Source organism: Methylobacterium oryzisoli, assembly GCF_046557895.1.
GTDB classification, from domain to species: Bacteria; Pseudomonadota; Alphaproteobacteria; order Rhizobiales; family Beijerinckiaceae; genus Methylobacterium; species Methylobacterium oryzisoli.
Map to the genome: position 1 here is coordinate 21,641 of NZ_JBKIBX010000056.1, position 13,376 is coordinate 35,016.

Here is a 13,376-nt window from a genome sequence, read left to right on the forward strand (position 1 = left end):
GACGCATGACCGCCCCCCTGACCGACGAGACCGACCGCGTCGCGGTCGCCCTCTGCATCGACCGGGCCTTCCTCCGCCACGCGCTGGTGACGGTGGCCTCCCTCCTCGACGCGCGCCCGAGCCTGCCGGTCGACGTCCACATCTTCCACGCCGAGACCGATCCGGCCTGCATGGCCCGGATCGCCGCCCTGTTCGACGGCCAGGACCGGCACTTCTGTCACTTCCAGAAGATCTCCCTCGACCGCTTCGAGGGCTTTCCGGTGAGCGATGCGATCTCGGCCGGCACCTACGCGCGCCTGCTCCTGCCCTACCTGATGCCGCGGCGAGAGAAGGTGCTCTACCTCGACGCGGACCTGATCGTGCTCGGCGACATCGCCCCGCTCTGGCGGCTCGACCTGCGCGACCACGCCGCGGCGGCGATCCGCGACCCGTTCTGCGACAACAGGGCGGCGATCGGCTTCTCCCCGGACGAGCCGTACTTCAACGCGGGCGTCCTGCTGATGAACCTCGACGCCTGGCGCCGGGAGGGCATCGCCGAGACCGTGGCGGGCGAGATCGCGCGGCTCGGGCCGCGGCTGAAGTACTTCGACCAGGACGCCCTCAACCTCGTGCTGCGCGGCCGGATCCTGTTCGCCGACCCGCGCTGGAATTTTCAGCCCCGCATGGCGGACGCGACGCCGCAGGACCTCGCCTGCACGCCGGAGGCTTTCCGGCGCATCCGGGAGCGGCCCGCCATCGTGCACTTCACCACGCCCCACAAGCCGTGGAAGGACCCGTTCGCCATCCATTACGGGAGCGAGTACCTCGCCTGCCTGCGGCGGCTCGATCCCGACCTGCGCGCCCGCTACTTCGCGGACGTGCCGCAGGAGAGCAGCCTGCGGCTCGCTCACCTGAAGACGCGGCTGCGCTGGCGCTTCCCGCAGGCCTACCGCGCGGCCCGCGGCCTGTCCCGCATCCTTCACAGAGGTCCGTTCCCCGGCGCGATGCCCGCCGGACGACATTCCGCCTGACGCTCTCCTGCACCTGACGAGACGGGGTTCACGACATGCTCTTCCCTCTGACGGTAACCGACCGCTACGACCGCTTCGGCTGGATACCCGCGCTGCCCAAGGTCGCGCGCTACGTCGCCCGGAGCGGGCTCGACAATCGTGCCTTCGACCATGCCGAGGTAGCCCTGAGCGAGAGGGGCGGCCGGCGGCGCCTCGCCTGTCCGAGCGGCATCGCGAAGATCTCTCTGATCGAGGTCTTTCAGAACCGCGAGTTCGACCTTCCGACCGGTCCGATCGGAACGCGCGTGGCGGAGCGGCTGCAGCAGCGGCTGCGGGAGGGCGGACGCCCGCTCATCATCGATGCGGGCGCGAATATCGGCGCGACGGCGGTCTACTTCACGCTGATGTACCCCGACGCGACCGTCGTCGCGGTGGAGCCGCAGAGCGACAACTTCCGCAGCCTCGAAGCCAACACCCACGCGCTCCCGAACGTGGTGCGCAAGCAGGCGGCCCTGCACGGCGAGGCGGGCCGTCAGCTCGAGGTCGTTCAGCCGGCCTCCCGTGGCGCGGACGCGTTCCGGACGGTGGCCGTCTCGGAGGTCGGCGCCGGCCTGCAGCGGCTGGAGCGCATCGAGACCTGCACCATCCGCTCGCTCCTCGACGAATTTTCCGGCCACTTCCCGTTCATCCTCAAAGTCGACATCGAGGGTCACGAGAAGGAGATCTTCGCGGCGGATCCCGACCTGCTCGACCGGTTCGACGTCATCTTCTTCGAACCGCACGACTGGATGCTGCCCGGCGAGGCGACGTCGCAATCCTTCCTGTCCTTCCTCGCCGGACACGCGCGCGACTTCCTGATCTCGGGGGACAAGATCATCTCGGTCCGACGAGAGGCCGCCGCGTAGGCCATCCGCCCGTCGCGGGACGGCCGTGCGAGGCACGCGATGTTGTGGCCGAACGGTCCCCGCATTCCGTCGCCATCAGCCCGATTCGGAGGACGACACACCGCATGGCGCTGCCCAACCGCCTGTTCGACCGCTTCGTCGTCCCGCTCCTGCGCGGGCGGGAATTCGACAGCACCTACCTGCGAGAGGAATTCCGGTCGCGCTACGGGATCGAGATCGGCCTCTACTCCTACGGCTGCTTCGACCGCTGGCGCGTTCCCCCCGGCACCCGGATCGGCCGCTACTGCTCCTTCGCGAAGTCGGTGCGCATCCTCAACGCCAACCATCCGGTCGACGCTCTCTCGACGCATCCTTTCCTGTACGACCCGGCCTTCGGCGTGGTGCGGGAGAGCCGTGTCTCGGCGACCCGGGTCGAGATCGAGGACGACGTCTGGTTGGGGCACAACGCCACGGTGGCTCCGGGGGTCGCCCGCATCGGGCGCGGCGCGATCATCGGCACCGGGGCGGTGGTCACCCGCGACGTGCCGCCCTACGCCATCGTGGCGGGGGTGCCGGGCCGGGTGATCCGCAGCCGCTTCCCGCCCGCCGCCGTCGGGCGCATCGAGGCGAGCCGGTGGTGGACCCTCGACCGGGAGGCGCTGCGGGACCTCGTCGCCCGCGAGCCCGACCTGCTGCATCTCACGGCCCCCGTGACGGAGGCGGCCCTCGCCTGATCCGGCCCGGCGACGTCGCCCCCCACGGCGTCCGGCCGATCCGACGAGACCTCGCGCAGCGGCGCGGCCTGCGACCGGCATGGCCGTCGCGCCACACCGCGGTTGAATCACACCATCAACGCAACCTCTGCTTGCTAAGCGGCCGCGAATCGCCGAGCTAAGGAGTCGCGTCCGNAGCGGCGCGGCCTGCGACCGGCATGGCCGTCGCGCCACACCGCGGTTGAATCACACCATCAACGCAACCTCTGCTTGCTAAGCGGCCGCGAATCGCCGAGCTAAGGAGTCGCGTCCGCGGTCTTCGCGAGCGCGCTTCCCAGTCATGAGTCGTCCGACTCCCGGCCCGGCGCCCAGCGCTGTGGTAAACAGAAGGTCACGCCAGTCGATCCAAACCGCTCATACCGGTTTGCGATCGTGGATACAGCTGTTGACCGCTCGATCTGACGACATTCGTGTCGTCAATAGGCGCAAATCCTTTTAATACGGCCGAAAGAAATACGGTCTAACACTCGATTGACCGCAGGAGACACCGAGCGGCGCTGTTGCCGCGAACGGTGGGCCCGAACGTCGGTCCAGGGGCTTTGGTGATGGTTTCGCTCAACACGAGTTACTTCGCGGCGCTGCGGGCGGCCAACGGCGACGTGGCGCCGATCCCCGGAATCGATTCGCCGGTCGGCTACGTGGCGGGCGCGACGCCGCTGCGCTCGGCCGCGACGCTGAACGCCGCGGACGGCGTTTACGTCAACAAGGCGCTCAACACGGTCGTGATCTACAAGTCGGGCACCACGTTCGACCACGTCGATTTCCGCGGCATGACCGTCTTCGTCCAGGCGAACGACGTCACCCTGAAGAACTCGCTGTTCGACGCACGCACCGGCACCGCGGCCGTCGTCGGCTACCCGGGCTATTCGGGCCTGACCATCGACCGCTCGACGTTCGACGGCCTGAAGCTCAACAAGTACTACCTCGACTTCGTGCTGGCGCAGGGCACGAACACCACCATCACCAACAACGCCTTCCTGAACGCGCCGAGCGACGCGATCTACATCGAATCGGGCCGCGTGGCGGGCAACTACATCGCCGGCGGCGGCTATCAGGTCGGCGCGCACGCCGACGCGATCTGGATCGGCAAGACCACCGGTCCGGTGACGATCGAGCACAACCTCGTCGACTGGCGTAACGCCCCCGACGCCAAGGCCGAGACCAACAACGCCATCCGCATCACGGCCGAGAAGGGCGACGCCTCGAACATCACGGTCCAGAAGAACGTCCTGCTCGGCGGCAGCTACACGGTGTCGGTGACCGATATCGCGCGGGATGCCGGCAACGTCAGCGACGTGACCGTCAAGCACAATGTCGTGGACGAAGGGCAGTACGGCGCGCTGTACTTCAGCGACCGGCCGGGCGATCTCGTCTACACGGAGAACCACGGCAAGAAGGGCCAGGGACAGGCGGGGGGTGCGGGCTCGACCGGCACCACCCTGGCGGATCTCGTCTCGGGCACGAAGCCGATCACCGGCACGGCGCAGGCGGACGCCCTCGTGGGCACGGCCGGGCGCGACTACATCGTCGGCGGCGGCGGCCAGGACTGGGTCTCGGCCGGTGCGGGCAACGACGTGATCCGGGGCGGCGACGGGCGCGACTACCTGTACGGCGGCGAGGGTGCGGACACCTTCCTGTACACCTCCTTCTCCGACGGGCGCGACCTGATCAGCGATTTCGTCGGCGGCACGGACAAGATCCGGTTCGTCGATCTGCCGGGCGCGCCGAAGGACGCGTCGGCCTGGACGTGGCTCGGCACGGAGCGCTTCGACGGCAACGCCTGGGAGCTGCGCACCGAGACCACCGCCAACGGCAACACGATGGTCCAGCTCGACCGCGACGGCGACATGGCGGTTGATTTCGAGGTCGAACTCGCGGGCCGCCACACCCTGGCGGTCACGGACTTCATCCTGGGCATCGGCGCGGGCGCACCCGCGCCCTCCGTCCCGACCCCGGCCCCCACCGTTCCGCCGGACGACGCCATCGTGGTCCCGCCGTCGCCTCCCGCCGCCCTGCCCTCCCTCGTCATCCGCGGCACCGACGGCGCCGACTTCCTGGCCGGGACCGCGAAGGCGGAGCTGATCCAGGGCGGGAACGGCGGCGACTCGATCAAGGCGGGCGACGGGGACGACGTCGTGATCGGCGGCGCCGGCAAGGACATCATCAGCACGGGCGGAGGAAAGGACCGGATCGTGTACGAGGCGGTGGCCGACAGCCTGCCGCAGAGCCGCGACTACATCTCGGACTTCGCCTCCGGCCAGGACGTGATCGATCTCTCGAAGATCGATGCGGTGAGCGGGACCGCGGCCAACGACGCCTTCCTGTGGCGCGGGAGCGCGGCCTTCAGCGGGCAGGCGGGCGAATTGCGCGCCGCGCCGACCACCGCGGGCTCGACCCTGATCCAGGCCGACCTGAACGGCGACCGCACGGTGGATTTCGCGATCGAGCTCGCCGGCACCATCCCGCTCACCGCGGCCGATTTCGTGCTCTGACGCGACGATCAGCCGGCCCACCAAGGAATGCGAGGTGCGGCGGCTCCGGTCGCCGCACCCGACGACCGGCAGGGCCGGCTTAGAGCAGCGCCCGATCGCGTTGCAATCGTGCGCTGCTCTAAGTCTTTGATGTGCCGCATTTTCTGCGACGAACCGGCATCCACTTCGTCGGAAAATGCTCTAGCCGTGGCCCTGCATCACCCCCGCGCCGGAAAGCGGATCGCCCCGCCGCCCACGCAACACGGACGCAATCGGCGACGCCATACCCCGGCAATGCATCGCCCCCATGGTTAACGCCACGCTTCGGAGCGGCCGCACGCTCCACCGGGAACCGACACCATGCGTACGATCGCCATCGCCCTCTCGTCCGGCCTGTTCGCCGCCGCCGCCACGCTGGCGCTCGCCGGAACCGACGCGCGGCCCCTGCAGCCTGCCGGCACCCTCACCTGCATCACCAACCCGCATGTCGGCCTCGTCTTCGGCACCACCCGGGCCGCCTCCTGCCTGCTGGTGAGCGAGGGCGGCGACCTGCGCCAGGACCTCGCCGCGCTGCTGCCGGGGGCGGGCCGCGACCGGGATGTCACCGGCAGCGAGACGCTGTCCTGGCGGGTGCTCACGCCGGACGGATCCCTGCGCGCGGGCCAGATCGACGGCGTCTTCGCGGGCGGGATGTCGGCCTCTGCGGTACCGGCCTTCCAGGCCGAGGGCCGCGCGGTGCGGCTGGAGCCCTTGCCGTCGGCGGGCGCGGAGGACCTGAATTTTTCCGGCCCCGCCCCGCGCCTCCTGCTGGGCACGCCGGAGGGCCGCATCGGCGAGGTGACGGCGGCCGGCCGGCTCTGAGCCGGCCCCGGCCTTACGGATGTCTGCGCCCCCTTGCGGCGGGGACCGGTCCGGCAGTAGCACTGGGGCGAGGATTCGGGAGACAGCAATGAGCGTCAGCGCCCATTTCGAACAGCCGATCCATCCCCAGACCGTCGTGGTGTCGTCGGCCGGCTATCTCGCGGCCGCGATCGCCTGCACCGACGCGCGACACCTCTCAGAGCGCGTCCCCTCGCATCAGCCGCGGCTGCGCGCCGCGTAGACCCGCCGCCTCGCGGATGAACAGGCGCTTGAGGGCCGGCATCCGGTCCACGAGACCGAGGCCGAGGTCGCGCGCGAGCCGCACCGGCAGCATGTCGTTCGAGAAGAGGCGGTTGAGCCCGTCGGTCGCCGCGCCCATCGCGAGCGTGTCGAAGCGCCGGCTGCGCTCGTAGGCCCGCAGCGCGTCCGGCCCGCCCGGATCGAGGCCGAGGCGCATCGCGTCCGTCAGCGCCTCGGCCAGGGCGGCGGCGCTCTTGAGGCCGAGATTGAGGCCCTGGCCGGCGATCGGGTGGATGACGTGAGCGGCGTCCCCGAGCAGTGCCAGCCGCGCGCCGCAGAAGCGCCGGGCGAGGCCGAAGGCGAGCGGATAGGCGCGCAGTTCCGATTCGAGGGCGATGCGGCCGAGCGTGTGACCGAAGCGCCGCTCCACCTCGCGCAGGGCTTCCTCGGGTCCGCCGCCGATGAGTGCGGGCACGTCGGCGTTGCGCTCCGTCCAGACGATGGAGGAGCGGTGGCCGAGCGGACCGCCGTCGGCGAGCGGCAGCACCGCGAAGGGGCCGGAGGGCAGGAAATGCTCGATCGCCCGCCCCTCGTGGTCGTGCTCGTGGGCCACCGTCGCGACGATGCCCGATTGCGGGTAGGACCAGCCGATCCACCCGAGATCCGCGGCCTCCCGCAGGCGCGAGCGGGCGCCGTCCGCCGCCACCACGAGCGCGGCGTGCAGCTCGCGCCCGTCGGGCAGGCGTGCCGCGATGTGGCTCCCCTCGGCGCGCGCCTGCGCGACCGGGTGCGGTTCGAGGATGACGCCGGCCGCCAGGCAGGCCTCCCGCAGGGCGTCCACGAGGCCGGTGCCCTCGACCATGTGGGCGAAGGGCTCGCCCTCCTCCACCTCGCCCGCGAAGGTGAGGAAGGCCGGGCGCACGGGATCGGCGAGGCGGCTGTCGGTGATCACCATCTCGCGGATCGGCTGCGCCGAGGAGGCGACCGCCTGCCAGACGCCCAGGCGCTCCAGCATCCGCCGCGCGCCGGCCGCCACCGCATAGGCGCGCAGGTCCGGCCGCGCGGGGCGCCCGAAGGCCGGATCGCAGACCGTCAGGCGCACCGCCTCGCCGAGCGCCTGGCGCAGCGCGAGCGCGAAGGACAGGCCCGGCAGCCCGCCCCCCGCCACGACGATCTCCCGGTGGGCTCGCTGGTGGGCCCGTTCCTGCGCCGCCATGCCGACCTCGCTCCCTCGTCCCTTCAGGCCGCCCGCCATACCACGAACCGCGCGTCGCTTGACGGGGGTGCGGCGCCCGCGCCACATCGCCCGGCAGGGAGCCCCAAGAACAGCCCCTCCAGAGCAGGATGGCCATGACGCAAGCGGTCGACGAACTCCTTGGCATCCTCGACCTGGAGCAGCTCGAACACAATCTCTTCCGCGGGCGCTCGCCCAAGGCGCGCTGGCAGCGGGTCTTCGGCGGTCAGGTGATCGGGCAGGCGCTGGTGGCCGCCACCCGGACCGTGCCGCCGGAGCGCCGGCCCCATTCTCTGCACGCCTATTTCCTGCTCGGGGGCGACCCGCGGGTGCCGATCGTCTACGAGGTCGACCGCATCCGCGACGGGCGCAGCTTCACCACGCGCCGGGTGGTCGCCATCCAGCACGGCCGGCCGATCTTCTCGATGTCGGCCTCCTTCCACGTCGCCGAGGCGGGCTTCGACCATCAGGTGCCGATGCCCGCCGTGCCGATGCCCGAGGAGTTGCCGGACGAGCGCAGCCTCAAGGCCACCGTGATGCCGCGCATGCCCGACCCGGTGCGGGCCTATTTCGAGCGCGAGCGCCCGATCGAGCTCAAGCCCGTCGAACTCGAACGCTACATCTCGCGCGAGCCCCAGCCGCCGCGCTTCCACGTCTGGATCCGGGCCACCAGCCCCCTGCCGGACGACCCGGCGGTGCACCAGAGCGTGCTCGCCTACGCCTCCGACATGACGCTCCTCGACACGGCGCTCGCCGCGCACGGGCGCACGGTGTTCGAGCGCACCATCCAGCCCGCGAGCCTCGACCACGCCCTGTGGTTCCACCGCCCCTTCCGGGCGGACGAATGGCTGCTCTACGCCCAGGACAGCCCGAGCGCCTCGGGCGCCTGCGGGTTCTCGCGCGGGCTGATCTTCACCCGCGACGGCACCCTGGTGGCCTCGGTGGCGCAGGAGGGCATGATCCGCGAGGTGCGCGAGGAGCCGCAGGCGCCCGAGTGAGGCTGCGGGGGCTCGCGACCCCGCCATTGTGCCCAACGGACGGTCATCTGCCTGATTTTTGGGCTGCGCCGCGATCCGGGCCGGCTCGAAACTCCGCATTCGGCCCAGGAACCGGGCAGCTTGTCCGTAAGGGCCGGCCCGGACGCTGGCACGTTCCTTGATATGCCCGGCGCGACCGGGGGCACGCCAGTGCCTCCCGCATCCGCGCCGCCGACCGCCCCACGCCGAGGACGGGGCGGCGTGCCCAGCCGGAAAGGGGGCACGACCCATGAAGATCGTCATGGCCATCATCAAGCCGTTCAAGCTGGAGGAGGTGCGCGACGCCCTCACCAGCATCGGCGTGCACGGCCTGACCGTGACCGAAGTCAAGGGTTACGGACGCCAGAAGGGCCATACGGAGATCTATCGCGGCGCCGAGTACGCGGTGAGCTTCCTGCCGAAGCTCAAGATCGAGGTGGCGGTCGCCTCCGACCTCGTCGCCAACGTCGTCGACACCATCGCGGCAGCGGCCCGCACCGGCCAGATCGGCGACGGCAAGATCTTCGTCATGCCCATCGAGAAGGCCGTCCGCATCCGCACCGGCGAGACCGACGTGGACGCGCTCTGACGGTCCGCCACTCCCCCAACCCAACCACCACCTCGACATCGATCGGGAGTCCCGTTCCCATGAAGCTTCGCAACCTCCTGGCTGTCGGCCTGGGAGGCGCCGCCCTGGCGCTCCTCCTGATAGAGCCGTCGCTGGCGCAGACGCCGGCCGTCGAGGCCGCGCCGCCCGCACCGGTGCCCAACAAGGGCGACACGACCTGGATGCTGATCTCCACGGCCCTCGTGCTGATGATGGTCGTGCCGGGCCTCGCCCTGTTCTACGGCGGCCTCGTGCGCACCAAGAACATGCTGTCGGTGCTGACGCAGGTCTTCGCCATCGCCTGCCTGTCCTGCCTGCTCTGGGTGTTCTTCGGCTACAGCCTCGCCTTCACCAACGGCGGCGGCCTCAACGACTTCGTCGGCGGCTTCTCGAAGGCCTTCCTGAAGGGCGTCGACGCGAACTCCGTCGCCGCCACCTTCTCGAACGGCGTCGTCATTCCCGAACTCGTCTACATCTGCTTCCAGATGACCTTCGCGATGATCACGCCCGCGCTGATCGTCGGCGCCTTCGCGGAGCGGATGAAGTTCTCGGCCCTGCTGCTGTTCAGCGTGCTGTGGCTGGTCTTCATCTATTATCCGATGGCGCACATGGTCTGGTACTGGGGCGGCCCCGACGCGGTGGGCAACGCCGCCAAGGCACTGGCCGCGGCCACGGACGACGCCGCCAAGGCGAGCGCGCAGGCCGCCCTCGACGCCGTCAACGCCGATGCGGGCCTGCTCTTCAAGTGGGGCGCCCTAGACTTCGCGGGCGGCACCGTGGTGCACATCAACGCCGGCATGGCGGGCATCGTCGGCTGCCTGCTGATCGGCAAGCGCATCGGCTACGGCCGCGACCTCCTCGCCCCGCACTCGCTGACCATGACCATGATCGGCGCCGCGCTGCTCTGGGTGGGCTGGTTCGGCTTCAACGCCGGCTCGAACCTGGAGGCCAACGGCACCGCCGCGATGGCGATGCTCAACACCTTCGTGGCCACCGCCGCCGCCGGCCTGTCCTGGCTCTTCGTGGAATGGGCGGCCAAGGGCAAGCCGTCGCTGCTCGGCCTCGTCTCGGGCGCCATCGCGGGCCTCGTCGCGATCACCCCGGCCTGCGGCTTCGCCGGCCCGATGGGCTCGATCGTGCTCGGCCTCGTCTCGGGCGCGGCCTGCTTCGTGATGTGCTCGACCGTGAAGAACGCGCTCGGCTACGACGACTCGCTCGACGTGTTCGGCGTGCACTGCATCGGCGGCATCGTCGGGGCGCTCGCCACCGGCATCCTGGTCAACCCGGCGCTCGGCGGCGCGGGCGCGCCCGACTACGTCACCAAGCCCGGCGAGCTGGCGGTCGCGGCCTACGAGTTCGGCCCGGCCTTCCTGGCCCAGGCCAAGGCGGTGGGCTTCACCATCCTGTGGTCGGGGATCGGCTCGGCGATCCTCTACAAGGTCGTGGATCTGCTGGTCGGCCTGCGCGTCACGCAGGAGGAGGAGCGCGAGGGCCTCGACCTCGCCGATCACGGCGAGCGCGCCTACAACTACTGATCGGGACCGGTCGCCCGCGGGCGGCCGCCTCCCCGGTCCTCGACATGAAGCCCCGGCTCGCGAGAGCCGGGGCTTCGTGCTGTCGAACCCCGACTTCCGATCGGACAATGTTCGGCTCAGGAAAAGGTGCGAGCCGCAAGGTCTCCGCAGCGCCGCCCGCGCGGCCGATCCGGCAACGCAGGTCGCGGCCCGATCACCGATTGTGGCAACTTCGCAACAACCGGGCGGCGACCTTCGCCACATCCCTGCAATTGCTCACAAAATAGGCAAATGCATAGAAGTTGCTTTTGCGTGCAAACGTCGACTCCTGCACCTTGGCCTTATACGAATAAGGGGCTTGGTCCGATGAGTGTGAAGACGTTCGTGCGCAGCATGGCAGCGACGGTGGCGGGAGCCTTCCTGCTCGGCGCCGGTGCTGCGCAGGCCGCCGATCTGCCGGTGGTGCCGAAGGTGTTACCGGCCGAGGTGAAGGCGCCGGATCCGCTGATCGGCTTCGCCTTCTACTCCGCCTATGCCACGGACTATAACTTCCGCGGCGTCTCGCAGTCGAACCTGCAGGGCAGCTACCAGACCTTCTTCGAGGCCCAGTTCTTCAACAACTTCGCGTATGCGGGCTTCTACACCTGGCAGACGCGCCTGCCGACCCGGCCCGACTTCGAGTTCGACCTCGTGGCCGGTATCCGCCCGACCTTCGACAAGCTCACGCTCGACCTCGGCGTGATCTACTACTTCTACCCGAACGAGCAGCGGCTGGTGAATCCCTTCACCGGGAGCTTCCTGACCACCGCCAACACCGACTTCATCGAGTACGCCGCCAAGGCCCTGTATCAGGCCACGCCGGAACTCCTGCTCGGCGCCAACGTCTTCTTCGCGCCGAACTACCTCGGCCAGCACACCGAGGGCACCTACACCTCGGGCACCCTGGCCTACACGTTGCCGGCCACGCTGTTCCCGTTCCTGCCCGACTGGGCCTCGGGCGGCTTCACCTTCTCGGGCGAGGGCGGCCATTACTTCCTCGGCGCCTCGAAGACTTCGGTCAACGGCTTCATCGGCGGCCGGGAAAAGTTCGCGTCGTTCAACCTGCCGAGCTACAATTACGGCAACGTCGGCCTGACCTGGGCCTACAAGAACCTGTCGCTCGACGTCCGCTTCCACACCACGGACCTGACGCCCCGGCAGTGCTTCGCCCTGACGGGCGACTTCCGCGGCAACATCAACGGCGGCACCTCGCGCTGGTGCGGCGACGCCTTCATCGGCACCATCAAGTGGCAGGGCTCCACGGCGAGCCCGGGCGTCTATGCCGAGCCCGGCGGCTTCCTGAACCTGTTCCGCTGATTCCGAGACCCAAGCGAGACCCAAGCGAGACCCGGCCTCCCTTCAGGCCCCGGAGCGATCCGGGGCCTTTCTCATGCGTCCGGACCCCCGAGACTAAGACTTTGAGAATCCTCATTTTCTGAGGATCGCAGCCTTAAACCGACATTAACCACACCAGCCCTAGGTTGTGGGAGGTTCCGCGTACCCGGCTCTCCTCATGCGCTCGCTTCGCCGCTCGGCATCGCCCTACGATGCACTCGTCGATTCGCTCCGCTCGTTCCTGAAGCGGCGCATGACCGAGCTGACGGGGCTCGCCCTGGTGGCCGGGTCGGCCGCCTTCACCATCTCGCTCGCCACGTGGTCGATCGACGATCCGAGCCTCAACCACGCCACCAACCACGGCGCGCGCAACCTCCTGGGTTCGGGGGGCGCCATCGTGTCCGATCTCGGGATGCAGCTCGTGGGCCTCGGCGCCCTCGCGCTCGCGCTGCCGCCCGCGGTCTGGGGCGTGCGCCTGCTGCGCACCCATCGCCTCGGCCGCATGCCCGCCCGGCTCGGGCTCTGGCTGCTCGGCGTGGCGGCGGCGAGCGCGACGGCGAGCGCCCTGCCGCTCACCGCCCGCTGGCCCCTGCCCACGGGCCTGGGCGGCGTGGCGGGGGACGGCCTGCTCGGCGCGGCGAAGTCCATCCTCGGCCCGGCCGGGTCGGTCGCCAGCATTGCCGCCGCGATCGCCGCCGTGATCAGCCTCACGGCGGCCTGCAGCCTCAGCGTGCTGGAGGATGACGAGGAGGAGGCCGAGCCCTACCCCGCGACTGCGCGCTACGACAACCGTCCCTCGCGCCACAACCCTGGCCGCGCGCCGGACGACGACGGCCCCGGCCTCGGCATCGCCTCGCTGGACGCAGTGGCCCAGGTGGCCTTGCGCGCCCGCGACCGGGTGGCCGAGCGCATCGAGACGTGGCGCGCCGCGCGCTTCGCGCGGCCGGAGGACTTCGCCGAGGATTCGCCGGTCGTGGCGGCCCGGCGCGCTTTTTCGGAGAACGACGAGGCCCTGTGGGACGAGGAGGCCGCGGAGGCCCCGGCCCGCCGAGAGCCGGTCTTCACGGACGAGCGTCCCGCCCCGGCGACCCCCCGCCCGCAGCCGCCCGCCGACGAACCCGGCCCGCGCGGGCGCGTCGCGCCGCCCCCCGCCCCTCTCGCGGCCCGCCGTGCGGCTCCACCGCCGGCCGCGCCCGCCCCCGGTCCCGACACCTACGAGATGCCCTCGCTCGCGCTCCTGGCCGAGCCGCGCGGCCTCGCGCCGAGCGCTGCCGTCTCGACCGACGCGCTGGAGCAGAACGCCACCCTGCTCGAATCCACGCTGGAGGATTTCGGGGTGCGTGGGGAGATCCTGGCGGTGCGCCCCGGCCCCGTCGTCACCCTCTACGAACTCGAACCGGCACCCGGCACCAA

At 70.4% G+C, this 13,376-nt stretch carries 11 protein-coding genes; 10 read left to right on the plus strand and 1 reads right to left on the minus strand.

All coding sequences use genetic code 11. From position 1 onward, the window contains the following. From ACKUB9_RS30730 to ACKUB9_RS30750, 5 genes are all read left to right on the plus strand, one after another. On the plus strand, positions 1–1,010 hold a 1,010-nt coding region (locus ACKUB9_RS30730), incomplete at its 5' end, for a glycosyltransferase family 8 protein (protein ID WP_410825988.1). 35 nt (positions 1,011–1,045) lie between these two features. Continuing rightward, complete coding sequence (locus ACKUB9_RS30735) at positions 1,046–1,894, plus strand: FkbM family methyltransferase (RefSeq protein WP_407529902.1); 849 nt, start codon at positions 1,046–1,048, stop codon at positions 1,892–1,894. A 104-nt stretch (positions 1,895–1,998) separates the two neighbouring features. Continuing rightward, a complete protein-coding gene (locus ACKUB9_RS30740) occupies positions 1,999–2,607 on the plus strand; it encodes a CatB-related O-acetyltransferase (RefSeq protein ID WP_407529900.1) in 609 nt (202 codons plus the stop codon). A 584-nt stretch (positions 2,608–3,191) separates the two neighbouring features. Further along, positions 3,192–5,138: a M10 family metallopeptidase C-terminal domain-containing protein gene (locus ACKUB9_RS30745; RefSeq protein ID WP_407529898.1), complete on the plus strand. Its 1,947-nt coding sequence runs from the start codon at positions 3,192–3,194 to the stop codon at positions 5,136–5,138. Between the two features lie 339 nt (positions 5,139–5,477). Next, on the plus strand, positions 5,478–5,978 hold the full coding sequence (locus tag ACKUB9_RS30750) for a DUF992 domain-containing protein (protein ID WP_407529896.1): 501 nt from the start codon (positions 5,478–5,480) through the stop codon (positions 5,976–5,978). Positions 5,979–6,174: 196 nt separating this feature from the next. Here ACKUB9_RS30750 and ACKUB9_RS30755 read toward each other — a convergent pair whose 3' ends face one another. Further along, positions 6,175–7,434 carry a ubiquinone biosynthesis hydroxylase gene (locus ACKUB9_RS30755; RefSeq protein ID WP_407529894.1) on the minus strand — a complete coding sequence of 420 codons (1,260 nt, stop codon included), beginning with the start codon at positions 7,432–7,434 and terminating at the stop codon, positions 6,175–6,177. Between the two features lie 134 nt (positions 7,435–7,568). Here ACKUB9_RS30755 and tesB point away from each other — a divergent pair, with 134 nt between their 5' ends. The 5 genes from tesB to ACKUB9_RS30780 form a co-directional block, all read left to right on the plus strand. Continuing rightward, the gene (gene tesB, locus ACKUB9_RS30760) at positions 7,569–8,450 is read left to right on the plus strand and encodes an acyl-CoA thioesterase II (RefSeq protein WP_407529892.1); all 882 of its coding nucleotides are present in this window, start codon (positions 7,569–7,571) and stop codon (positions 8,448–8,450) included. A gap of 268 nt (positions 8,451–8,718) precedes the next feature. Further along, the gene (locus tag ACKUB9_RS30765) at positions 8,719–9,057 is read left to right on the plus strand and encodes a P-II family nitrogen regulator (RefSeq protein ID WP_407529891.1); all 339 of its coding nucleotides are present in this window, start codon (positions 8,719–8,721) and stop codon (positions 9,055–9,057) included. A gap of 59 nt (positions 9,058–9,116) precedes the next feature. Then, positions 9,117–10,610, plus strand: a complete 1,494-nt coding sequence (locus ACKUB9_RS30770; RefSeq protein WP_407529889.1) for an ammonium transporter — start codon at positions 9,117–9,119, stop codon at positions 10,608–10,610. Positions 10,611–10,955: 345 nt separating this feature from the next. Then, on the plus strand, positions 10,956–11,945 hold the full coding sequence (locus ACKUB9_RS30775) for a TorF family putative porin (protein ID WP_407529888.1): 990 nt from the start codon (positions 10,956–10,958) through the stop codon (positions 11,943–11,945). Between the two features lie 271 nt (positions 11,946–12,216). Next, the coding region (locus ACKUB9_RS30780) for a DNA translocase FtsK 4TM domain-containing protein (protein ID WP_410825990.1) at positions 12,217–13,376 on the plus strand (1,160 nt) is incomplete at its 3' end.